Origin of the sequence: Nostoc sp. NMS7, assembly GCF_017115085.1 — a bacterium.
Classification (GTDB): Bacteria; Cyanobacteriota; Cyanobacteriia; order Cyanobacteriales; family Nostocaceae; genus Nostoc.
This window is the reverse complement of sequence record NZ_JABXKJ010000247.1, coordinates 24,466-49,220: the sequence shown is the minus strand read 5'-3', so window position 1 is coordinate 49,220 and position 24,755 is coordinate 24,466. Positions and strand designations below refer to the sequence as shown.

The window sequence follows — 24,755 nt, the reverse complement described above, 5'->3', positions numbered from 1 at the left end:
TGTTACAATTTTGGAGTGTTTTTACTTTTATTTGCCTTTTGGCGACTTAAACCCCACACTTCAGGAGAGTTTACATGACGAGCAGTTACAGTGCCGATCAGATTCAAGTTCTGGAAGGTCTGGAAGCCGTCCGCAAAAGACCAGGAATGTACATCGGTACTACTGGGCCGCGAGGACTCCACCATTTAGTTTACGAGGTAGTAGACAATTCAGTTGATGAGGCTTTGGCGGGTTATTGCACTCATATAGAGGTGGATATCAACGTTGATGGTTCGGTGACTGTAACAGATGATGGTCGCGGTATTCCCATCGATACTCACTCGCGCACTGGCAAATCGGCTTTGGAAACCGTGATGACGGTATTACACGCTGGTGGTAAGTTTGGCGGCGGTGGCTATAAAGTTTCTGGAGGATTACACGGGGTTGGTATTTCTGTTGTTAATGCTTTATCTGAGGTTGTAGAAGTTACAGTTTGGCGAGATAAAAAAGTTCATATTCAGCGTTATGAACGGGGTATCCCAGTTACTGAACTACAAGTCAAGCCTTACAAAGAAGCTAGAACCGGAACTTCTGTTACTTTTAAACCAGATACCCAAATCTTCACTACTAGCATAGAGTTTGATTACATCACTTTATCAGGTCGCCTACGGGAGTTGGCGTATCTGAATGCTGGTGTCAAAATTACCTTTACTGACCACCGTCTTGAACTACTGAAAAGCGATACACCCAAGGTAGAATCCTACGATTACAAGGGTGGCATTAAAGAATATATCGCCTACATGAACCGTGAGAAGCAGCCCCTGCATGAAGAAATTATCTATGTGCAGGGAGAACGAAACAACGTAATAGTGGAAGTTTCCTTGCAATGGTGTACTGATGCTTACACGGATAATGTGCTGGGTTTTGCTAACAATATTCGTACAGTGGATGGTGGTACGCACTTAGAAGGGTTAAAGGCGGTTCTGACTCGGACATTAAATGCGATCGCTCGCAAGCGCAATAAAATTAAAGAGAATGAACCTAACCTCAGTGGCGAACACGTCCGCGAAGGTTTGACTGCGGTTATTTCCGTTAAAGTCCCAGATCCAGAGTTTGAAGGACAAACCAAAACCAAACTTGGTAATACCGAAGTTCGGGGAATTGTCGATTCTTTGGTGGGAGAAGTCCTCACCGAATACCTAGAATTTCATCCGGCGATCGCAGACTCAATTTTAGATAAAGCTATCCAAGCTTTCAAAGCCGCAGAAGCCGCCCGTCATGCGCGGGAATTAGTTCGGCGCAAATCGGTGCTAGAATCTTCGCCATTACCTGGGAAATTGGCAGATTGTAGTTCTCGTGATCCCAGCGAATCGGAAATTTTCATCGTGGAAGGGGACTCAGCCGGCGGATGTTACATTGGTAGTACATTAGTAGTATTAGCTGACGGACGTAATCTTAGCCTTGAAGAAATTGTTGCCGAACAGGCAATCGGAAAAGAGCATTTTTGCTACACAATCAGGGAAAGCGGGAATATTGGGATAGAGAGAATCATCAATGCCCGAATGACAAAGTCCAATGCCAAAGTCATCAAAATTACATTGGATAACGGGGAAACGCTAATTTGCACACCCGATCACCTACATATGTTGCGAGATGGTAGTTATAAGGCAGCAGGATTACTGACTTCGGAAGACTCTCTCATGCCTCTACATCGTCAGATATCACAGAAGAATGAAGGGGGAACGGGACTTATTGGCTACGAAATGGTTTGGAATCCATTGACTGATAAGTGGATTTACACTCATTTGCTGGCAGATTTTTACAACCTTGAGCATGGTGTCTATAAGTCCTCAGATGGCAGTGATCGCCATCATGTTGATTTCAACAAACTCAATAACAACCCAACAAACATCAAGCGGATGTACCGTGAAGCACACTTAGATTTGCATCGCAAACACCTGAAAAAAACATTACATCGACCAGATGTAATTCAAAAGAGCCGCCAAATTCATCAGAGTGAGGAATTTCGCGCCAAGATGAGCCAAAGAATGCAGGAACCCCAAACGCGGCAGATTTTGTCACAACAGGCTAAGATGCAATGGGCTTCTACAGCTTACAAAGCCTATATGACTGGTAAATGGCGAGAGTTTTATGACAATAACGAAACTTATCGTCAGCAAAACCGCGAACATCTCAATCAAGCACAGCAAAACTATTGGAATGATGAAACCAATTGCATAGCTCAAGCTCAAAAAGTTCGCAATTATTTTGCTAATAACCCACAGGCGCGTGAGACTTACTCAGTTGTAGCCAAGCAACAATGGCAAGATGAGGCTTTGTTGGCATGGCGACGAGAAAAAACACAAGAACAATGGACGCCTGAATTCCGTGCCAAGCGCCAAGCTGCTTTACAGCAAACCTACTATCGCAAAACTATTGCTGCTCTCAAGCAAATCGAAGTTGAGCAAGGTGTGCTTGACTTGAATGCTTATCAAGCTTACCGTCTACAGACACGAGACAATTCTCTGTTAAAGTTCGATACATTCTGTGAGCGCTACTTTGAAAGTAATCAAGCTCTTGCTAATGAAGCAGTTGCCAATTACAATCACCGCGTTGTTTCAATCGAACATTTAGAAGAACAGGTAGACGTTTACGACATTGAAGTTCCTCATACCCACAACTTTGCTTTGGCAAGTGGTGTATTTGTCCATAACAGCGCCAAACAAGGACGCGATCGCCGCACTCAAGCGATCTTGCCTTTACGTGGTAAAATTCTCAACATTGAAAAAACCGACGACGCCAAAATCTATAAAAATAACGAAGTTCAATCGTTAATTACAGCACTCGGTTTAGGTGTCAAAGGTGATGAATTCGATTCCACCCAACTGCGCTATCATCGCATAGTCATCATGACGGACGCTGACGTAGATGGAGCGCACATCAGAACTTTGTTGTTAACATTCTTCTACCGATATCAGCGATCGCTCATCGAACAGGGCTTTATTTATATTGCTTGTCCCCCACTGTTTAAAGTAGAACGGGGACGTAATCATGAGTACTGCTATAGCGAGCGCGAAAAACTTCAAGCGATCGCCAAATTTCCTGCTAACGCCAACTATACCATCCAACGCTTCAAAGGTTTGGGTGAAATGATGCCACAACAACTCTGGGACACCACCATGAACCCAGAAACTCGCAAAATGAAGCAAGTCGAAATTGAAGACGCCGCCGAAGCCGATCGCATCTTCACAATTTTAATGGGCGATCGGGTCGCACCCAGACGAGAATTCATCGAAACCTATGGTTCTAAACTCAACTTCACCGATCTCGATATCTAATATCAATTCCCTGACACTACTCTGAGCAACTGCTGGAGATTTAATTTGCATATTACCTGGAAGTAAAACTTTTGTGGGCTGGGCTGGAAAGCCCGCCCTAGTTATGCAAATTAAAAGTAAATTGCTTTATCACACAAGTGGTAGATCAGTGCTACATAAATATAAAAATTCTAAATTTTTGATTTAGAAAATAACCAGATAATTTACTTATTGTCAATATTTTACAAAAATTCAATGTTTTAGTGTTAGCAAAACTACCAACTTTATTGTAAATTTAGTTAAGATAATACTCTTTGCACTGACTAGCTGATTAATTTTGCCCACCAGCTAGAAACACATTTGTTATGCTTTAAGAAAATAACTGAATATTATCTATCAAACAGCAGTTAATAAGTATCTTGAAGATTTCTGAGCAAATTACTGAAATAAGAGTATTTAAGTTGACAATTTAGCTACGGAAAAAAACTTTGTAACCAAATCATCAGGCAATCTTCATTCTTTCTCTCTGTTCGAGGTAATGTTTACTGGAAACAGACACCATCTGGCAAGAAACTTGTTAATATCTTCATGTAATGCCGTGGCGATCGCTATTGTATCGTATGTATCTAATGTACTTTGGCCTAAGATAGGACTATATTGGTCAGTTCGCAGCACAAATTGTTTTTGAATTGATTAAAATATCCTTGTATACAATAAGAAGAGTTTGTCAAGTTTCATAGGGCTGAAATCGCCACAGTGCGCTAACGTGTGAATAAGACCAAATTAGTTAAGCCTAAATTGATCTGCTATCAGGTCGGTTCTGCCACCGCCTCAACTCCTCAGTTAAGGTAATTAGTAGGCAGAAGGTTAACTGATTTCAGACAAGCACCATCACCCTTGTTGTATTTACCCAAGATCAACACCCGCTTTAGTCTGAGGAATGCCTAATTTATGAAGGAAATGTAAAAATGGCTAGATTAAGACGAATCGTCTGAGTTAACATAAAATGCACTCTTTCTCAGTGATTAATGTTGTGTAAAATACATGAAATTCGGCAAAAGCCAGCGTACTTACTTCGTAATGTCATAAGAGCGTCACTGCTATTCCGAAAAGTGGAAAAAAAATTTCAGGGTATAACTCTCGTTTTTAATGTCTTTTTGGAAATAGTGGCTAACAATTGCTGTGGGAGTTCATGATTGATACACAAAAAGAGTACAATTTCTGTGAAACAGGCTACAATCGGAAGAGTCTTTAGAGGAAAATTTGCCAACAGTCTGAACTCATTTGTATAGAGTGGCAAATTTTTTAATCAAGGCAGTATTTTTTTTGACCAGTTAGTTGAAAGCAATATGTGATAGCAACACATATAACATTTACTAAAGTGAGCAAGTCACCTTTAGTAATTGCTTAAACTAAAGTAAAAGACCTCCAACCGGAGGTGCAAAACGTCCGAAAATATCTCTGGCAAATCTGCCAAAAAGCTTATTTTCGGTTGATAACTAGCTCGTTTAAAAGAGCAGTAAACACATCTTGAGTAATTGATTCTGCAAGGAGCATGAGGAACGCGGCATGAACCAGGCTAACAACGTACTCGAAAGCATATATCAGCCTGACCTAGAAATAACGAATCAGCCTGAGCTCGAGTTAGAAGAACTCTTAATAGACGAAGAAGAGGACTTGCTGATCATCGATGAAGGTGAAGATGAATTTTTAGAGCCTCAGTCTGATGAGGACGACGCAAAGTCTGGAAAAGCCGCTAAATCGCGTCGTCGGACACAAAGCAAGAAAAAGCACTATACCGAAGATTCAATTCGGCTTTACTTGCAAGAAATTGGTAGAATTCGACTGTTGCGGGCAGACGAAGAAATTGAATTGGCGCGGAAAATAGCCGATTTGCTGGAATTAGAGAGGGTGCGGGAAAGACTTTGTGAACAGTTAGATCGCGATCCTCGTGATAGTGAATGGGCAGAAGCAGTGCAACTGCCACTACCAGCCTTTCGTTATCGCCTCCATGTTGGTCGCAGGGCGAAAGACAAGATGGTGCAATCTAACCTCCGTCTTGTGGTTTCAATTGCGAAGAAGTACATGAATCGTGGTTTGTCGTTCCAAGACTTAATTCAGGAAGGCAGTCTCGGTTTGATTCGTGCCGCTGAAAAGTTTGACCACGAAAAAGGTTATAAGTTCTCTACATACGCTACATGGTGGATTCGTCAAGCAATTACCCGCGCGATCGCCGATCAATCCCGCACGATTCGCCTTCCAGTTCACCTCTACGAAACCATCTCTCGGATTAAGAAAACTACCAAGCTGCTATCTCAAGAAATGGGTCGCAAGCCCACTGAAGAAGAAATCGCCACTCGCATGGAGATGACCATTGAGAAGTTGCGGTTTATTGCTAAATCCGCCCAGTTACCGATTTCACTAGAAACGCCCATTGGGAAAGAAGAAGATTCTCGATTAGGCGATTTTATTGAATCCGATGGTGAGACACCAGAAGACCAAGTTTCCAAAAATCTGCTGCGCGAAGACCTGGAAAAAGTCCTCGATAGTCTCAGCCCTCGTGAACGGGATGTTCTGAGACTGCGTTACGGCTTGGATGATGGTCGGATGAAGACCCTTGAGGAAATCGGACAGATTTTCAATGTTACCCGCGAACGGATTCGTCAAATTGAGGCGAAGGCACTCCGCAAGTTGCGCCATCCAAATCGCAACAGCGTTCTCAAGGAATATATTCGGTAGTTATTAGTCAATAGTCATTGGTCATTAGTAAATAAACAAATGACAACTGACAAATGACAAAACAATAAAGAACCTGGTAGTGAATTAGCACTCCAGGTTTTTTTATTTATAGGTCATCTTGAATATTAAAACTTACAGAATGCCCCAAAAATGTAGGAAGCCTTGACCAGAAAAAAGCTCAACCAAAACGGCTGCCAAAAAGCCAATCATTGCCAAGCGACCGTTCCAAATTTCTGCTTGTGGGGTAAAGCCCCAACGCCAAGCGTTGCGATCTTCAATTATGGGAGTAGTAACTTTTGTGGTGGTTACATTTGTCATGGTTAGGACTCCAAATTTAATTTTTAAGGTTTATTGCCTTATGTAAACTAATATAACAAATCTTTTCATAAAGTCAACATTTTTTATACTTTTGTTTCCATAGCTTGACATAAACATTAATAGCTATTATGAAAAATTAAAACATCGGTCTTCAGTTAGATTTACTGAGACAGAGAAATCTTATTTAGACTTTTACCGTCATAGACAATAATATATTATTGAAATTAATTATCAAGTAAGTCATTTACAGTGCTTGATTTACTATAGAGTTTATTATTTTTCAATTAAAAATTATTGATAATATATGGAGATAGAACTTACGTAAACAATAGCCCAAAAGAATGATTTTTAGGTAGGGGCAATTCATGAATTGCCCCTACAGTATGTAGTTTTGCGTAAGTTCTAGGAGATATTTGGAGTTAAAAACACTTAGGAAGCTGCCCAGATCCCCGACTTGTTGAAGAAGTCGGGGATCTAAATCTAGCGATTTAGTAAGCACCATCCCAATATTTTCTGCCGCCAATTCGTGAGGCGGCAGCCCTCTAAAAAGGCATTCCCAGTCGGAGACTGGGAACGAGATCAGCTCTAGATAATTTACGATCACACTTCGGCAACGGTGATAATTTTTTCATCGCGGTTAAGTTGAAGAATGCTTTCACCTTTGACATCTTTACCTAAGAGCGGCACTGTTTCCACAGGTATCCGCACTACCCGCTCTTTATTCGTCACTAAAGCTACTTCACCAGATGCGTTGGCGTAGCCCGCCGTACCACTTCGTGGAAGCAAGCTACGCGTAGCGTCTCGTAGAGAAGGCATCGCTATGACCATACCAGCTAAGTTGTCAGTTTTGCTGGCAAATTTCAGCGCTTGCGTGCCTAAGTCGCCGCGATTAGCCGCTCTTAACTGACTTGCAGCCATCCGCTTGGCATATCCTTCTTGAGTAACTAGCAGTAGTTGGTCATCTTTACCGACAGTGACACAGCCAACCATTTGCTGATTTTTCAATAACCGAAATGCTTGTAAACCCATCGCTGTGCGACCCATAATCGGTAATTGTTCATCATTGACTGCAAAGCGCAACAGTCGCCCACCGGAACTAGCTAAAATCAGATGCTCCCCTGGAGTGGCGAACTGGGTAAATGACAATTCATCATCGTCTTTGAGCTTCAAAATCGTGATTCCGCGCCGAGTCAAGTTAGTAAATTCTTTCAGAGACAGACGCTTAATTCTTCCCTGTTTTGTTACAAGAATTATCTGCTCAGTTTCGAGATTTTCCGGCAGCAAAAAGCGGCTGACCACAACTTCTTGAGCAGCTTGAGCAGTAGTACTGAGCATAGTAATTAAAGGTTTTCCCCGTGGAGAACGTCCAGTGGTTGGCGGGATTTCTCCCACGTTCACAGGATAGACTTTGCCGCCCCCAGTTAGTATTAGCAAATCTTTCTCGGTGTTGGTCAACACGGTTTGGATAATGAAGTCATTATCGTGCAGACCATTTTCAGCTTTTGACTTTTTCCCAGATGGCTGGGTGCGGCGGACATAACCGCGTTGGGTAAATTCTAAAACGGCTGACTCTGCTGGCTGTTCTAATTTGGGATTTTGGACTTCGGCTACGCTCAGTCGAACAGTTTTGGATTTGGGATTGTCTTCATCATCTACTCCTTGTCTCCTTGTCCCCTTCTCATCTTGTATCCTGGTGTCACTGCTAATGGTTGCTAACTTGGTACGCCGGGGATCGTTGTACTTGCGCTTGAGCGATCGCAAATCTTTTTTCAGCACCTTCAATAATTCTCGGCGATCGTTGAGTAATTGCTCTAACAAGCTAATTTGTTGACTGATCTGCTCAAATTCCTGCTGCAAATTTTGCTGTTCTAAACTGGTGAGGCGGCGCAACGGCATAGCCAAAATTGCATCACCTTGTACCTCACTAAAATTCAGTTGGCTACAAAGGTTTATTTTTGCAGTACTTCCATCGGGAGCTTGCCGCAAAATTTGAATTACCTCATCCAAATTAGACAGCGCTTTCAGCAAACCTTCTACCAAATGCACACGACTTTGGGCTTTCCCTAACTCGTAATTGTAGCGACGGTTCAGCGTCTGTTCTCGGAAAGTCAAAAACTCCTGCAACACTTGACGCAAACTTAACTGGCGCGGTTGTCCATCAACTATTGCTAACAAAATTGCCCCAAAAGTCATTTGTAAGGCAGTTTGGTGATATAAATGTTGGAGAATTTCTTGGGGATTGGTATCACGTTTGAGTTCAATTACCACACGCATGCCTTCGCGATCGCTTTCATCCCGAAGATCAGAAATTCCTTGCAGGCGTCCTTGATTTACTAAGTCCGCTACCTTCTCAATCCAGCCAGCCTTATTCACTTGATAAGGCAATTCTGTAATAATAATTGCCGTCCGTCGCTTGCTTCCCCGACTGGCGGGAATTTCCTCCAAAGTTGCGACTCCCCGCAGCAGAATTCCACCCTTACCTGTGGTGTATGCTTCCCGAATTCCCGCTTCACCAACTATTTCCCCACCAGTGGGAAAATCTGGCGCTGGAATTAACTCAAATAATTTTTCATCTGATAAATCTGGGTTGTCGATTAAGGCAATTAAACCATCGACAATTTCCCCCAAATTATGCGGTGGAATATTCGTCGCCATTCCCACAGCAATACCAGAACAGCCATTGAGTAACAGAAACGGCAATTGAGCAGGTAGCACCGTTGGTTCTTGCTGGGAATTATCGAAGTTGCCGACAAATTCCACAGTTTCTTCACCAATTTCGGTCAGCATTCCCTCATGGCTGATCGGTGCGAGGCGTGTTTCTGTATAGCGCATCGCTGCTGGCGGGTCATTATCGACGCTGCCAAAGTTACCATGTCCTGCTAGTAAAGGATAACGGCTAGAAAAATCTTGCACCAGCCTCACCAAAGCATCGTAAACTGATTGGTCGCCGTGAGGATGGTATTTACCCAACACATCACCCACTACACGCGCACATTTTCGATAGGGTCTATCTGGTACTAAACCGAGTTCGTGCATTGCATACAAAATGCGGCGATGCACAGGTTTTAAGCCATCACGCACGTCTGGTAGCGCTCGCCCGACAATCACGCTCATGGCATATTCTAGATAAGACCGTTGCATCTCGGTGTGCAGGGCTGTTGTAATTACCTGTCCCGTTGAGAGCAGGTTTAACTGTTTTGCCATGAGTTTTTTCCCTGAAATTTAACTACACAAAGCCGATGGAACTCAACACTGCGGCAACCACAGCATAACGGATCAAATAGGATTCATCACAAAATTTTGATCGTCACAGAAGAAAAAACAGTAGTATCATCCTTGATGACAAGGATACAATTGACTATTAAAAAGGGTGCAGATGAGTATAATCTACATACACTGAAGTAAGTGGACGCGAATAATTAAAGGTTTGTAGTCAGGGCTGAAACCATTACTACAAGCCAATTTAATTAATTTTATATTGCGTAACATAGTTTGATTTATTCTTGCCTACTTACTTAGTAGCGATGATATTTACCTTGATTGCATTTCTTAATTTTGAATTCTGGAATTTTTGAATTCCCTCACCTCCATAACTAAAATTCTCATGAAAACTGTTTTAATTGTCGAAGACGATCTAATTAATGCTCGTGTTTTTTCCAAAATTTTGTCCAAGCGTGGCGGCTTGGGTGTAAAACACACTGAAAATGTCGAAGAAGTCATGAAAATTGCCCAATCAGGAGAAGCCGACCTGATTTTGATGGATGTTTCTCTGTCTAGAAGTGTTTACCAAGGTAAATCCGTTGATGGAATCAAGATTACACAAATGTTAAAATCTGATCCCAAAACCGCAAACTTACCTATTATTTTGGTAACGGCACATGCTATGGAAGGCGATCGCGAGAACTTTCTCAAGCAAAGCGGCGCTGATGGCTACATTTCTAAGCCAGTTGTTGACCATCAACAGTTTGTTGACCAAATCATCGCACTTCTACCCACAGAAGACCACTGAGAATTAACGACTTATTTCAGGAATTACTCGCCCGCCAATGTTTTTGAGCGACTAGTTCCTGGATTTAGATAGTATATATGTACTATAAAAACGTACTATTAAGCAAGTGGTGATCCGAAAGTTAGGAGTGAGGAGTGAACGCGATGTACAACTTAATATTTTGACCTCTCTCCAAAAAGGAGAGATGCTTTGAATTTTCCCTCTTCCCGATGAGGGAAGGTGGGGGTTAGGTTTGAGTAAAAGTTGCATACGGCGGGAGTCAGAAGTTGAAATATTTAACTCCCCACTCCCCACTTTTATTGAGTAGGCTGTTGTTCAGGAGATGATGAGTTTTTTCGTTCCAGTAGAGCTGCTTGAATCCGGGGTAATTCTAGGAATTTTTTCGTATCAGACAGTAGGCGATCGCCCCAGAGGTTTTCTTTGAGGAAATCCAAATTAGCATAGCGCGAATCGATGCGGAGTGCAGTTTCTCCCAAGGTTAGTGCTTGTTGGCGCTCGCCTTTAGTATAGAGTGCCACTGCCAAGGCCAATAAAGGTTCTGCGGCTTGCTTATCAAGGGTTATAGCAGATTGCCATCGCTTAACTGCTTCCGGGATATTACCCTGTTCGTAGTTGATTAAGCCAATATTGTTGAGCGCCGGCCAGAATTTTTTATCTTGGGAGACGGCTTTATCGTACTGGGCGATCGCATCTGGCAATTTACCCAGCAGATAGTAAGCATTACCCAAATCAAATAAACCCTCTGGATCATTGGGTTTTAACTTCAAACCATCTTGGTAATTGACAACAGCAGCCTGATAATTTTTCTGCTGAAAATTAGCTGAACCCAAAGCAAACAAAATATCACCATTTTTAGGATTGATAGATTGTGCTTTTTTCAGGCTAGCGATCGCCCCATCAAACTGTTTAGTTTGCAGTTGCAATCCACCTAACAGCAACCACACCTTATCATTCTTCGGTGCCAGTTGAGTCGCCAGCCGCGCTCGTGGCAAAGCTAAATCAACCTGTTGAAACTGAGCTAATTGAGCCGCCTCTTGTGCCAAACTCAACCCCTGCTTCTCTAACTTTGCTGCATCTAGTTGCAATGTATGGGGTATTAATGCCTGCGCGTTAGCGGCTTTTGGCATACTCCACAAACTACAGACCATTAGAAAAGAAATCAAACGAACATATTTAGGCACACTACCGCCTTTTAGCCACTAATCAAAGAATCTTTCAGCTAGCTTAAACGATCTCCGCTCTTGACGGTAGCAAAATCTTACCTCATTCGCTCTTGACATCCCGATCACAAAAGCCATATATTAATAAGTAACAACTTACTTATTTATGGCTCGTACACCCAGAATCACCAATCAGCAAATCTTAGAAGCGGCTCGGCAAGTTTTCCTGCAACAAGGATTTGGTGCTTCCACTTTAGAAATTGCTCAACAGGCTGGTATTTCTGAAGCTTCAATTTTCAAGCGATTCTCAACCAAAGAAGAATTATTTTTTGCGGCGATGGGAATTCCAGAAAAACCCCTTTGGGTGAACGAGTTGGAATTTCTTTGTGGCAAAGGCGATCTTAAAGAAAACCTAATCAAGGTCTGCCTTGAGATTATGGAATTCTATCGCCAAGTGCTGCCTCGAATCATGATGTTGCGATCGCGAGGCAATACGATGCCAGAACTTGAAGGTAAACAGCTAAGACCGATACTAGATGTCAAAGTACTGACTGCTTTCTTAGAGCGTGAGATCAACCAAGGTCGCCTTCGTCCTTGTGATCCCCAGACAGTTGCTCAAATCTTAGTAGGAACGCTGATGAACTACGTTTTTTTAGAACAAATGTCGTCCCAGGTTAGTATGCCAACTGCGGAATTAGCAATAGGAACTTACTTAAATTCTGGAGATCCTGCCACGGAAGTATCAGTATTTATCCTGAGTCTTGTGGATATTGTTTGGCAAGGAATTGCACCAAGCCAGGATTAGAATAATTCGTAATTCGTAATGACGCGGTGCTAACAGAATTAATTTTTGTAGCGGGGATTTAGCCCTACTCGCCATTAGAAAGAAAATTAGTGACTTTAGTCATACATCAGTCTGGAATTACTAGTGACTTTGGTTATACATCAGTCTGGAATTTTTGAGCCATAATTAATATGTATGAAATTATACGATTACGTAAATATTAGACATTTTGATGCCAAAACAAAAGCAACTGTCTAAATTGCTGAATCCGAATCTAAGCAGAATAGAACTTTCATCTAAACAAGGAGTCAATTATATGCTGAAACCAAACCGTGTATCGATAGTCTTAGCTGCTGCTGCCCTGATCATTGTTCCCACTCTCTTGACTGCGCCTGCAAATGCCCAGACGAAAGCCTACGTTGTTGCTCAAAACGATCAAAATTGGAACCGTGACGGCAGAACTGATTCTGGAGATAGAAACCGCGACGGCAGAACCGATTCTGGAAATTGGAACCGCGACGGCAGAACCGATTCTGGAAATTGGAACCGCGACGGCAGATCCAATTCTGGAGAAGCCAGAAACCTTAGAGATCGGGGTAATTGGAACCGTGACAACCAATACAGTAGCAGAGCAGGCAGACTTCGTAATGGTGACCTCAGATTGGCTAATGGGAGGATTATTCCTGCTAGAGACGTAGTTAGACTTCGTAATGGTTACTCCAGACTTCCCGACGGGGTTATTATTGGTCCCCGTCTGGAATTTTATGCTCCTGGCTACGAAATTCCTGTTGAAAGACCATCGCTAATCAACATACACCTTTTTTAAAGAAGAATTCAGAATTCAGAATTCAGAATTCTGAATGTAATTCCTTGAGGATTCAGACTCGCCACTATGAAAGTTGACCACTAAATCTTGGATTTAGTTAGGACTTACGCAAAAGTACACGCTGTAGGGGCAATTCATGAATTGCCCTAAGAAGAAAATCATTCTTTTCGGCTATTGTTTGCGTAAGTCCGTTAGTGTAGTGTTTCACCCTTTATTCAGGAGCCAGTCGGACTCCAATTCGTGCTTAATTGTGAACGCGAGTTGAGGTCAAGCCGCAGAGCTTTCCTTGCTCCGCTCCTGAATTCTTTTTTGTGAAAACACTAAAAACTCAATCACTTGTCAGTATAGGGCTACCAGGCAATAGTTTTAGCCTTGAATAACTGGCTCGGTAGCCGTTCTTTATAGATAAAAAAGTGGATATGAAAATTGATATATTAAAACCCGTAGATTCATCAGTTTTGCTTCCAGAGGTAAAGAAAAAAAAGCGCAGACGTAATTGGCTCTCTTGGCTAATTGCTCTTTGCCTTTTGGGTGGAATTGGCTATGCAGTTTATTACCAAGTAACGGTTGTTTCCCGTCAAGAAGCCAGACGCCGGGTGCTGACAAAGCCAGTAGAAAGGCAGAGTTTAACAATCACAGTTTCAGCGAACGGAACAGTGAAGCCTGAGCGGTCAATCAACCTCAGCCCGAAAAATTCCGGCATCCTGAAAAGCCTGTTGGCGAAGGAAGGAGATATTGTCAAACAAGGACAGATTGTCGCTTACATGGATGATTCCAACCTGCGGGGGCAACTAGTCTCTGCTCAAGGACAATTAGCACAAGCCGAGGCGAATTTGCAAAAAGCGATCGCAGGCAATCGCCCTCAAGATATTGCTCAAGCACAAGGAGTATTAGACGAAGCCCAAGCGAATCTGCAAAAGGTACAAACAGGCAATCGCTCTCAAGATATTGGTCAAGCACAGGCACGGTTGCAAAGCGCTCAAGCCACCCTTCGCCAAGCAGAAGATGATTTTGTTCGGAATCAGCAACTTTACAAAGCAGGCGGTATTTCCCTTCAGACTCTTAACCAAAACCGTGCCACTCGGGACAGCGCCCAAGCTAGTGTAAATGAAGCACAACAAGCACTAGCATTGCAAAAAGCCGGGTCACGTTCCGAAGACATCGGGCAAGCACAAGCTGTGGTGAAACAGAGACAGCAAGCTTTGGCACTTCTGAAAGCCGGAACGCGCCAAGAAGATATTGACGCAGCCCGCGCCCAGGTAACATCTGCGCGTGGTTCGCTGCAAAACATCCAAGCCCAAATCAATGACACAATCATTCGCGCCCCTTTTAATGGTGTGGTGACAAAGAAGTTTGCCGATCCAGGCGCTTTTGTGACACCCACAACTGCCAGTAGTGAAGTAGCTTCTTCTTCTTCTTCTTCAATCTTGTCTCTAGCTTCCACAAATGAAGTTGTCGCAAGTTTAGCCGAAACAAATATTTCCAAAATTCGCCTTGGTCAAAAAGTCTCGATTAAAGCAGATGCCTACCCAGGAAAAACCTTTGAAGGTAAAGTCAGCCAAATTGCTGCCCAAGCAGTAGTAACGCAAAACGTCACCAGTTTTGAAGTCAGAGTATCACTTTCAGATCCTCAAATGCTACTGCGGTCTGGGATGAATGCGGAAGTAGATTTTCAAGTCGGTCAAGTTGAAAATGTTTTAGTAGTGCCAACCGCGTCGGTGGTGCGCCAAGAAAATGCCACAGGTGTATTTGTGGCAGGAAAGAATAACAAACCTGTGTTTACTCCCATCGAGACTGGCGTCACCGTGAATAATTTTACCGAAGTTAAGTCTGGATTGACAGGAAACGAAAGGGTATTGCTCAGTTTTCCAGCAGGGTCACGTCCGCAATCAACACCGAGAGGAGGAGTTTTTCCGGGTCTAGGAGGAGGAGCCGGTGGAGGCGGTGGCGGAGGCGGTCGTTCCGGCGGTGGTGGTCGTTCTCAAGGCGGTGGTTCCCCTTAAAATAATTCGTAATTCGTAATTAAGTTTTGCGACGGGGATTTAGACCCCCAAAGTTCGGTAAAAAGGTTCAAGTGTCGAGTTCAGAGGCTCAAGTGTCGAGTTCAGAGGCTCAAGTGTCGAGTTCAGAGGCTCAAGTGTCGAGCTAAAAGGTTCAATTGCCGAGTTCAAAGGTTCAACTATCGAGTTCAAAGGCTCAACGTCCGAGCTAAAAGGTTCAATTGCCGAGTTCAAAGGCTCAACTACCGATTGAGTCTCAAATAAAACTTTATGTTTAAGATGTTTAAGGGCTTTCACAAAGTTAAGAATACCCGCACAGTACCGTTGCTGGAAATCTTGACAATGGCGGCAGAGACTCTGTGGAGTAACAAATTACGCACAGGTCTAACTATGTTGGGTGTGATTATTGGGATTTCCTCAGTGATTGCGATTACTTCTGTCGGTCAGGGAGTGCAAAAGGGGGTTGAGCAACAGATACAAGCGTTGGGTACAGATGTTATCCAAATTTTGGCGGGTGCGGCAAGAAGCGGGAATGTCCGTCAAGGAGTAGGTTCTAGCAGCACCTTGACCTGGGAAGATGCTAAGGCGATCGCTACACAAGCGCCATCAGCACAAATGGTTTCTGCTTATCTCCAACGCAGCGCCCAAGTTGTATATGCAGGAAACAACACCTCAACAACTATTTATGGCACAGATTTAAACTACCCAGAAGTCAGAAATACTCACCCTCAGCAAGGGAGATATTTTACTCAGTCAGAATTAGATATTGCCGCCCAGCTGGCCATTCTTGGTCCCACTGTCCAAAAAACGCTCTTTGCACAGGGTGTAAATCCGATCGGTGAGCGAATTCGGATTCAGGGAGAGGCTTATGAAGTAATTGGGGTGATGGAGGCTAAAGGCGCTCAAGGCCCGATGGATCGAGATGACCAGATTTTCATCCCTCTAACTAGTATGTCGAAGAGACTGGTTGGTAACAATGCCCTGGTAGGTGTTTCTGTAAATGGAATTTTAGTCAAAGGCGCGAATCAGGAGCAGTTAGAAGCCGCTCAGTTTCAAGTCACCAATCTCTTACGGCTGCGTCACAACATTTATCCACCCCAAGCTGATGATTTTCGGCTGACTAATCAAGCTGATATTGTTAGTACCTTTACTAGTATTGTGGGTTTATTTACAGTTATGGTAGTAGCGATCGCTGGAATCTCTTTGGTAGTTGGTGGAATTGGTATTGCCAATATTATGTTGGTTTCCGTGGTTGAGCGGACGCGAGAAATCGGGATTCGCAAAGCCGTAGGAGCCACCAATTCGGCAATCCTTAATCAATTTTTAGCCGAAGCGATCGTGATTTCCATTGTCGGCGGATGTATTGGGATGGCGACTGGCGTTTTATTAGCCTTTGTAGCTGCAAACGTTTTCAAATTTCCGTTTGTAATTTCTTTCTTGTCGATCATTGCTGGCTTTGGACTGTCGTTAACGGTTGGCTTACTCGCTGGAGTAATTCCAGCACGGAACGCATCCAAATTAGATCCAATCAACGCTTTACGTAGTGACTAAATAATTCCAAACTCCTGTACAGACGCGATTAATCGCGTCTCTCCTAACTCCTAACTCCTAACTCCTAACTCCTAATTTTTATGACAACAATGATTTGGATGGAATCTATTACCAAAACTTACTACTTGGGAGAAGTTAGTGTTCCAATACTCAAGGGTATTGAACTCTCTATTGAAGAAGGGGAATATGTCTCTATTATGGGTGCGTCAGGTTCGGGGAAATCCACGCTGATGAATATTTTGGGATGTCTGGATCGTCCCACAACTGGAGACTATATTTTTGAAGGCAGAAACCTGACGACTTTTGATGATGATGAATTAGCCTATATTCGCAACCAAAGGATAGGTTTTGTTTTCCAACAATTTAACCTCTTGTCACGGGCGACAGCGCTGGAAAACGTCATGTTGCCAATGGTTTACGCTAACTTGCCCAAGCCAAAACGCCGTGAAAGGGCATTAGAAGCCTTGGAAAAGGTAGGACTAGCGGAACGCATAGCTAACCGTCCTAGTCAACTATCTGGCGGACAACAGCAACGGGTAGCGATCGCTCGTGCTTTGGTCAACCGACCTGCGTTAGTTTTGGCAGATGAGCCAACGGGAGCCTTAGATACTGAAACTTCCCGTGAGGTGATGAGTTTGCTGACAGAACTTAATGACCAAGGAATCACAATTGTGATTGTCACTCATGAACCAGATATCGCTGCTCAAACCCAAAGGATTATTCGAGTTCAGGATGGGTTGATTGTCGGCTAATTTGTTAATATCAAGCCTTAAACGCCTGTGGAGAACTTGTAAGACCTGGAGCAATCTAGGCGGAGATCGTTGAAGCAGGAATCACGCGACTTTTAGTCGTGTGAGGTTCAATGTATTCTCAAAGAAGCCCGATTAATGACTACATCTATCTTATGAATTTCAGCTTAGTCTTCGTGCATTCTACCTGGGTTAGCGTCGCGTTGGCCGTAGCATTGCCATCAGGCATCGCTCCCACTTTAGCAGATGCAGCAACTCCCCTCAAACCGCAGAATTCCCCAACCTCTGTACAGGTTCCCGATTACCTCAACCCCAGTCCTAATCCTCTGCAATTTCCTACCAAACCGGAGGAAGTAAGGATTCAGAAAACTGTGCCAATCAGTTTGGCACAAGCTTTGGAACTAGTACAACGCAACAATCACGATTTACAGGTAGCCATATTGCAGCTAGAACGCAGTCGTTCAGCTTTACGTCAGTCTCAAGCTGCCTTATTTCCGACTCTGGGAATCAACAGTAGTGTGACTAACAGTGGTAATGGTTTTAGTAGCAGTCAATCTCAAGCCAGCAGTTCATTCAATGGTTCAGCACAACTGAATTATAACCTCTATACCTCCGGGAATCGACAAGCGACAATCCAAGCGGCTGAAGAACAACTACATGTCGATGAATTAAATGTTGAAACTCAGTCTTTGACAATTAGGTTGAATGCCATCACTCAATACTACAATTTGCAAGAAGCCGATGAACAAGTAAGAATTAATCAGTCTGCTGTGAATAATGCCCAGGCTAGTTTGCGGGATACTCAAGCTCGACTAGATGCTGGAGTCGGTACGCAGTTCGATGTGTTGCAAGCTCAGGTAGTTTTAGCAAATGCCCAACAACTCCTGACTAATGCTATCTCACAGCAGCGAATTGACCGTCGTCAGCTTGCAACTCTGTTAAGTTTGTCGCAGTCAGTTGATATCACTGCCGCAGATCCTGTACAATTAGCAGGTCTTTGGCAGCCAACACTGGAAGAAACTATTATCCAAGCGTTTCAAAATCGTCCAGAATTGCCACAGTATTTAGCACAACGTAATATTGCCGAGCAACAGCGACGACAGGCACTTTCACAGCTAGGACCGCAAGTGAGTTTGGTAGGCAACTACAACCTGCTAGATCGGTATAATGATGGCATCAGCGTTACTGATGGCTATTCAGGAGCAGTTCAAGTAAGTCTAACTTTGTTTGATGGGGGAGCAGCAAGAGCGAGTGCGGCTCAATCAAAAGCTAATATTGCGATCGCCGAGAATCAATTTGCTAGCCAGCGCGACCAAATTCGCTTTAATGTAGAACAGTACTATTCTCAATTGCAATCCAATTTAAATAATGTGCAAACTTCTAGTGTGGCTTTAAATCAAGCCAGAGAAGCTCTGGATTTAGCAAGGCTGAGGTTTCAAGCTGGTGTGGGTACTCAAACAGAGGTGATTGCTGCTGAAAGTGACCTGACAACAGCAGAAGGTAATCGAGTCACAGCTATTTTGAATTACAATATCGCTCTAGCTAATTTGCAAATATCAGTCACTTACAGGGCTTTGCGCTAAGTACAGCACTTCCGAAATTCGTAGCTTTTTTAAACGCAAAGGAGCGCTGAGGGGCGCTGAATTTAGGTTCTTTCAGGCTTTTCTTAATGATCCTTTGGTCGTAAATAGATGATGCTCTAGGGGAAGAGCCATGCTCATTGGTGTCAACTTAAGCTTGAAACAGCCTCTCTCATAGCTTTGTCACCCGCCTGGGAATGAATTCCTTTGGCTTTTAGCTCAAGTCTACTGAAGTAGACTAAGGATTTGGAGAGATATTTAGTCATCTTCAGATGACTTTTGCTATGAGCAAGGAACTTCAGTTCCTTGCGGGACATGGCTTTTACGTTAAGTTGACACGTATGAGCCATGCTAAACCCCTACGAAAGATGTGGTTTTTCGCCTGCAGATATAAATGGCTCATTAAATATCTTGAGAAAAGCAATCCCTGAAGCGTTTGCCCAAAAGATAAAGGGGATTGTAGTTTCCCCACTGAAGGTACTTCCTAAGTAAAAGTTGTTAGATATTTGTCTACATTTTTTACAACTATTTATTCTCAATGCGTAAGTCCTGCTTTATTTCTTTATTTCTTTCTATCCTTTGCGTCCTTCTCTGCGAGACGCTGCGCGTAGCTTGTCCTCCGCAGGAGTACGCTGTAGCCTGCGGGAAACCCCTCCGCGTCTACGTTAAAAAAATTGACTTTGACAAAGAGTTAAGCCTTAACCCAAACGTATTGGACTATGGGGTAGTAATTACTGCTACTGGGCAATGGGCTTTACTCAAAATTGCATCCACTCTGTGACCGAAGAAAACGCGACCCGTAACCATTCGGATATTACTCCCAATAATAATTAGGTCAACTTCATTGGTTTGGGCAAACTTGAGGATTTCCCTTTCCGGGCTGGTTCCTTGCAGAATATAGGTTTTGACATCAGCACCCAGATTGCGGCCAATTGCTGCTTGCTGTTCGAGTAGATCACGGGCAATTTCTTTGACTGGAGCTAGCGATCGCTGTTCGTAAAGAATATATTCAACCTGTGGTAAATTAATCACATTAACGATCATCACTAATGCCCCTGTTTGAGCAGCGATCGTACTTGCCATCTCTACAGCATTTTTACTATATTCTGTCCCTACCGTTGGCACCAGAATCTTTTTCAACTGTTGTTGAGCGATTTTGCATACCTCGCCTTTGGGGTGGGGTAGGTGCGACTTCACCACCATCGTTGCACAAGGCGCTTCTTGTACTACCCGATCTACCAGCAAATTGAACAATGCTTTCTTTTGGCGTATCTGTTCAGAAGCTCCCAATACAATCAAGTCATAGTTTTTGTTCGCTTCCTTCAGAATTACCTCCGCTTTACTACGCCCAGACTCCGTTTTTGTTTCTAGGATGGTATCGGTAGGTAGCTGCATTTCTTCAGTGACAGAGGCTAGAGCTTCCTCGGCGGCGGTGTCTTTTACCTGGGTTGCCGTTCGACGTGCTTTTTTTTGGGGTTGCTTGTCACTCAGGGCATATAGAGATGTGACTTCTATCGAGTTTTGGTGAGCCATGTAACCGACTAATTGCGCCGCGAGTTGGATGTTGGGGCCACCGCTAGTTGGTATTAAGACACGCTGGATTTGCTTGATAAAGCTCTGGCTATCTTGTTCTTCTTGTTCCAAACGTCGAGCTTCCTCTTCACCGATAACCACTTTTGATAAAGACCAGCGTAAAAGGGGTGGAGCCATTAGGGAAGTAGCGATCGCTACCATGACAATAATCGAGTACATCTGGGGATTCAGCACTCCCAAAGATAAACCAATCGTGGCAACCACAATTTCCATCGCCCCGCGAGCATTCATCCCTGAACCCATCGCCAAACCTTCCCAATGACTCAAGCCGCCGACGCGAGAACCAATATAAGCACCTGTAAATTTACCAACACAGGCGACAGTGAGAACAATCAAGCCAAATATCAACGTCTTGGGGACTAATAGGGTTATCAAATTAACTTTCAAGCCAGCTGAAGCAAAGAAAATTGGCGCGAGAAATGCTGCTGTGAATACTTCTAGCAGATGTCCAGCTTCATTGCTAAAGCGGCGGGATTGACCTGCCAGAATCCCCAGCACGAAAGCACCTAATGCTGCTTCTAGACCTAATGCGTGGGTAAGTGCGGCTGCTGAGAGCGAAAGAATCAGCACAACCGATATACTCGCAGAGATTCCCCCAACGTAGTCATCAACCCAGCGCAAAATCTGGTCTACAATGGTACGCCCGATTGTGAAAGCGATCGCTAGAAACAATACTGCTGCACTCACGGAATGGAAAATTGTCCCAAAGTCAAATTTGCCGCTACTAGCTAGACCTGAAACCACCGAAAGTAAAATCCAGCCGATGGTGTCGTCAGTCATCCCAGCTGCTAAGGTGACTTGACCAATGTCACGGCGAATCAGGTTTAAGTCCATCAGCACCTTCGCAATCACTGGTACTGCCGAAATACTCATTGCTGTGGCGATAAATAGACTGAATACCAGTCGCTTATCTGGGTCGGCCAAAAAACTATCTGGTAGTAGCCAGCCCAATCCAAATCCGGTGATAAAGGGGACAATAATTCCGCCCAGTGAAATCAGCAAAGCCGTTTTACCCTTACGAAGAATCAGCTTGAGATCCGTCTCCAAGCCAGTCACAATCAGTAAAAATAACACGCCTAACCAAGAAATCACCGAAAGTAAATCAGACTGTTCTTGATTTTTGGGAAAGATGTGCGCCTGTAAGTCTGGAAGCAGCAAACCAAATAGAGAAGGGCCAAGCAGCACACCCGCCAGTAATTCCCCAACAACAGGCGGTAGGTTAATCCGGCGCATCAACTCACCTAATCCCCGCGCTACCAAAAGCAACAGTGACAGTTGCACCAGCACTAACAGCAGTTCATGATGACCGAGAGGTTTAATTAAACCGTCACCTGCTACTTTCTGTGCAGCTAGTACAGGCACTAACATCAGGGACAGGTTTTGCATATAAGCGTCCAAAGGTGGGATTACAAATTTTTTAATCGGTTGCTTCAAGTTAATCTGAAAATGCTTATTTCCACATCGGTCTAGGAGCTTAAAGTGTTATTATTCTTAACAGCAATCAATATTGATCAGGCGCGATCGCCGGAAGAGGTTGCTTGAAAAGTATTGGACGAATAGAATTCGCGGCTACACAGCTCAGTGACCGCCTCCGTGGACTAAGAGAAAATCAACGGTTTTTAACCCAGGTCGGTGGGTTTTGTCTGTATAGCCAAGCCAGTGCGGGAACAGGGGGTTTCCACGCCACTTTCTTCAACGGGGGGAACCCCCGCAACGGAGTGGCTCCCGATGAGCAACTGGCGTGCGATTTCCAATCGCCAGGGCTAGTATTGAGACTTATTTTCGAGCGCGAACAAAGAATTTTGTAGTGTCTTCCCAAATACCTTGATCGGTTGCTAGTTTCTCAATTTCTGCTTGATATTCAACTTGCAACTGATTTAATTGCTCTGGTGATAATGTTGACAACAAAGGATTACCTTTAAAATTTATCTTAATTACTGTCTCAGATAATCTGCTATCCCTAAGCTGGCGATAACGTCCTGATGGCTCAATCTTAATTTCGATATCTCTAAAACCTGCCTGATTGAGCAAATTTCGGCATTTTTCTGGAGTCCCCAGTGGTTCAAGGATATGTGGTAGCGATACACCCAAAACTCTAGCGCAGATCCTCTGCTGAAGAGATGCCATCAAAGCAGTTTCGGGAGGACAGGTAAATGCCACAAACCCTCCTGTTTTCAAGATACGATAACACTTTTGCAAAATAGCAAGTATATCAGGAAAAAGTACAATTGCTTCACAGCAAAAGACAACATCAAAACTACTATCACTAAAGTTTAAATATTCTGCATCCGCTTCAATCAACTCGATATTTTGTAATTTTGCTGCTGCAATTTTAAGTTTTGCTTGATGCAACATTTCAGGGGTCATATCAATCCCAATCACGTAGCCCTCTGAACCAACTTTTTCAGCTGCGGGTATCGCAACTAAACCCGTTCCAGTCGCCACATCAAGGATTTTCTGTCCCGAATGTAGTGGAACAAATTCAAGTAAAATTTTGGCTTCTAGAGGATGGCGAGTACCTTCTTCATGGTCATAAGTTGTTCTACTACCATAAAATTCTCTTAGTTGCTGCTTATAACTATCCTGATCAGTCATAACCAAATGTCAAATTTTCTCCACTTTATAGTAACTCTTGTTGTGATATTGAGTTGCTCGCTGCTGAACCCAACCTTGACAGCACAAGCCGCGTCTTCATCCACCACTGTTTACGAACAACGGATAATCCATAATCCAGATGGTATTGGCAAATATTACATGGGGCGAGAAATTGCCAAAGTTATGGGATATACGGGCGCTGGCTGGCTAGAACGTCCTAGCCGAGAAGGAGAGGAACAGCCAAGTAAGATAGTCAACGTCCTCAACTTGAAACCTAACAATGTGGTGGCGGATATTGGCGCTGGTACAGGTTATTTGAGCTTTCGCATCGCGCCACTATTAACAGCAGGTAAGGTTTTGGCTGTAGATGTTCAGCCAGAAATGTTGGAAATTATTGAGTTGTTCAAAAAAGAGAAAAATATTACCAATGTTGAGCCGATTTTAGCCACCCTTACTAACCCCAACTTACCATCTAAAAGTATCGATTTGGCGTTGATGGTAGATGCTTATCATGAACTTGAGTATCCCCAAGAAGTGATGCAAGGAATTGTCAAAGCACTCAAACCTAGTGGTCGAGTGGTTTTAGTTGAGTACCGAGGCGAAAATCCCTTTATCATGATTAAAGGTCTACACAAGATGACTCAAAAGCAAGTCCGCAAAGAAATGCAAGCGGTTGGTTTAGTCTGGCGTGAAACCAAAAACTTGTTACCTCAACAGAATTTAATGGTGTTTGAGAAACTTGATTCTAGCGATTTATTAACAAAATGAGGCTTAGGCAGCACATCTGTAGAAAAATATGCACTAAGTACAGAATTTTATTAATTCATAACGAATCTAGCGCTCAAACTTTGCGTACCTCTGCGCTTTACTTTGCGTAGCCTTCTCCTTCGGAGACGCTACGCGAACGGCAAGCCGCTTCTCTACGAGACGCTCCGCGAACGCGTCTACCTCTGCGTTTAAAAAAGCTACGAACTTATGCAAAACCGTACTAAGCCATAATAAAGTAAGACTTCTTGCCAGAGCGGAAAATCATTGCAAGAAGGAGAATATGTGTCTTTAGAAGTGGACGCAGATGGAATTATCAAAAGTCAAGTATTTCCTGGTTTGTGGTTGTCAATGTCAGATTTACTTGCTGGCAATATGCAGCAAGTATTGGCTATGTTGCAGTTGGGATTAAATTCACCAGAACATCAAATATTTGTGCAGCAGTTATCTGGGGAAGAAAGATAGTCAAATTAATTCGTCATGACGTTAGCGAGTCATTGAGCGTCATTACGAATTACAAGACTGGCGCTTTTGGTTGCACTATCCCAAACTATCCAGCTAAGAGAATTATCTAAATCATTGGGGCTATTTGAAACTTTAAAATACAGCTTTTCTGCGCCTTTAGTTTCAATAGCAAAGTCGGCTTTTTGGGCATAAACGACTTTAAAACCTTTGTCTCGCAAACAATACATTGCCCAAGCTTTCAATGATTGCTTGTATGGTTCGTGTGGAATTGGCGGTTTTGCGATCGCATCTTCGATTACTTGAAATATTTGCATGAGTTTAGTGC

17 protein-coding genes and 1 pseudogene are annotated in these 24,755 nt (G+C 43.4%); 11 read left to right on the top strand and 7 right to left on the bottom strand.

Annotated elements, in window-relative coordinates; genetic code table 11:
• The first annotated feature begins 74 nt into the window (after positions 1 to 74).
• Positions 75 to 3,317, top strand: coding sequence for a DNA topoisomerase (ATP-hydrolyzing) subunit B (gene gyrB / locus HWQ38_RS34260; RefSeq protein ID WP_292802971.1), 3,243 nt, complete (start codon positions 75 to 77; stop codon positions 3,315 to 3,317).
• A gap of 492 nt (positions 3,318 to 3,809) precedes the next feature.
• On the opposite strand, the gene HWQ38_RS34255 is transcribed toward gyrB, so the two are convergent.
• Entirely contained in the window at positions 3,810 to 3,971 is a 162-nt protein-coding gene (locus tag HWQ38_RS34255; RefSeq protein ID WP_292802968.1) for a hypothetical protein, read from the bottom strand.
• An 894-nt stretch (positions 3,972 to 4,865) separates the two neighbouring features.
• Between HWQ38_RS34255 and rpoD the strand changes: the two genes are divergently transcribed.
• Positions 4,866 to 6,035, top strand: coding sequence for an RNA polymerase sigma factor RpoD (gene rpoD, locus HWQ38_RS34250; RefSeq protein ID WP_292802965.1), 1,170 nt, complete (start codon positions 4,866 to 4,868; stop codon positions 6,033 to 6,035).
• A 132-nt stretch (positions 6,036 to 6,167) separates the two neighbouring features.
• Here rpoD and HWQ38_RS34245 read toward each other — a convergent pair whose 3' ends face one another.
• Both HWQ38_RS34245 and HWQ38_RS34240 read right to left on the bottom strand, forming a co-directional pair.
• Positions 6,168 to 6,353 carry a chlorophyll a/b-binding protein gene (locus tag HWQ38_RS34245; RefSeq protein WP_292802961.1) on the bottom strand — a complete coding sequence of 62 codons (186 nt, stop codon included), beginning with the start codon at positions 6,351 to 6,353 and terminating at the stop codon, positions 6,168 to 6,170.
• A gap of 600 nt (positions 6,354 to 6,953) precedes the next feature.
• The gene (locus tag HWQ38_RS34240; protein WP_292802958.1) at positions 6,954 to 9,557 is read right to left on the bottom strand and encodes a DNA topoisomerase (ATP-hydrolyzing) subunit A; all 2,604 of its coding nucleotides are present in this window, start codon (positions 9,555 to 9,557) and stop codon (positions 6,954 to 6,956) included.
• A gap of 400 nt (positions 9,558 to 9,957) precedes the next feature.
• Here HWQ38_RS34240 and HWQ38_RS34235 point away from each other — a divergent pair, with 400 nt between their 5' ends.
• Positions 9,958 to 10,362: a response regulator gene (locus tag HWQ38_RS34235; RefSeq protein WP_292802955.1), complete on the top strand. Its 405-nt coding sequence runs from the start codon at positions 9,958 to 9,960 to the stop codon at positions 10,360 to 10,362.
• A 296-nt stretch (positions 10,363 to 10,658) separates the two neighbouring features.
• Here the strand turns inward: HWQ38_RS34235 and HWQ38_RS34230 are convergent, their stop codons facing one another.
• Positions 10,659 to 11,543: a tetratricopeptide repeat protein gene (locus HWQ38_RS34230; protein WP_292802952.1), complete on the bottom strand. Its 885-nt coding sequence runs from the start codon at positions 11,541 to 11,543 to the stop codon at positions 10,659 to 10,661.
• Between the two features lie 145 nt (positions 11,544 to 11,688).
• Between HWQ38_RS34230 and HWQ38_RS34225 the strand changes: the two genes are divergently transcribed.
• From HWQ38_RS34225 to HWQ38_RS34200, 6 genes are all read left to right on the top strand, one after another.
• Positions 11,689 to 12,327, top strand: coding sequence for a TetR/AcrR family transcriptional regulator (locus tag HWQ38_RS34225; RefSeq protein ID WP_292802949.1), 639 nt, complete (start codon positions 11,689 to 11,691; stop codon positions 12,325 to 12,327).
• 295 nt (positions 12,328 to 12,622) lie between these two features.
• Entirely contained in the window at positions 12,623 to 13,132 is a 510-nt protein-coding gene (locus HWQ38_RS34220; RefSeq protein ID WP_292802946.1) for a hypothetical protein, read from the top strand.
• A gap of 419 nt (positions 13,133 to 13,551) precedes the next feature.
• A complete protein-coding gene (locus tag HWQ38_RS34215) occupies positions 13,552 to 15,135 on the top strand; it encodes an efflux RND transporter periplasmic adaptor subunit (RefSeq protein ID WP_292802943.1) in 1,584 nt (527 codons plus the stop codon).
• A gap of 276 nt (positions 15,136 to 15,411) precedes the next feature.
• Complete coding sequence (locus tag HWQ38_RS34210) at positions 15,412 to 16,683, top strand: ABC transporter permease (RefSeq protein ID WP_292803274.1); 1,272 nt, start codon at positions 15,412 to 15,414, stop codon at positions 16,681 to 16,683.
• Positions 16,684 to 16,763: 80 nt separating this feature from the next.
• Positions 16,764 to 17,435, top strand: a complete 672-nt coding sequence (locus HWQ38_RS34205) for an ABC transporter ATP-binding protein (RefSeq protein ID WP_292802940.1) — start codon at positions 16,764 to 16,766, stop codon at positions 17,433 to 17,435.
• A 152-nt stretch (positions 17,436 to 17,587) separates the two neighbouring features.
• On the top strand, positions 17,588 to 19,015 hold the full coding sequence (locus HWQ38_RS34200) for a TolC family protein (RefSeq protein ID WP_292802937.1): 1,428 nt from the start codon (positions 17,588 to 17,590) through the stop codon (positions 19,013 to 19,015).
• 714 nt (positions 19,016 to 19,729) lie between these two features.
• On the opposite strand, the gene HWQ38_RS34195 is transcribed toward HWQ38_RS34200, so the two are convergent.
• On the bottom strand, positions 19,730 to 21,991 hold the full coding sequence (locus HWQ38_RS34195; protein ID WP_292802934.1) for a cation:proton antiporter: 2,262 nt from the start codon (positions 21,989 to 21,991) through the stop codon (positions 19,730 to 19,732).
• A 390-nt stretch (positions 21,992 to 22,381) separates the two neighbouring features.
• Positions 22,382 to 23,200 (bottom strand): methyltransferase domain-containing protein, encoded by an 819-nt coding sequence (locus HWQ38_RS34190; protein ID WP_292802931.1) that lies wholly within the window; start codon positions 23,198 to 23,200, stop codon positions 22,382 to 22,384.
• A gap of 6 nt (positions 23,201 to 23,206) precedes the next feature.
• On the opposite strand from HWQ38_RS34190, the gene HWQ38_RS34185 reads away from it, so the two are divergent.
• Positions 23,207 to 23,968, top strand: a complete 762-nt coding sequence (locus HWQ38_RS34185; protein ID WP_292802928.1) for a class I SAM-dependent methyltransferase — start codon at positions 23,207 to 23,209, stop codon at positions 23,966 to 23,968.
• A 261-nt stretch (positions 23,969 to 24,229) separates the two neighbouring features.
• Positions 24,230 to 24,430: pseudogene (locus tag HWQ38_RS34180) on the top strand (Uma2 family endonuclease); the annotation flags it as partial.
• A gap of 29 nt (positions 24,431 to 24,459) precedes the next feature.
• Here the strand turns inward: HWQ38_RS34180 and HWQ38_RS34175 are convergent.
• A complete protein-coding gene (locus HWQ38_RS34175; protein WP_292802925.1) occupies positions 24,460 to 24,744 on the bottom strand; it encodes a hypothetical protein in 285 nt (94 codons plus the stop codon).
• Positions 24,745 to 24,755: the final 11 nt, after the last annotated feature.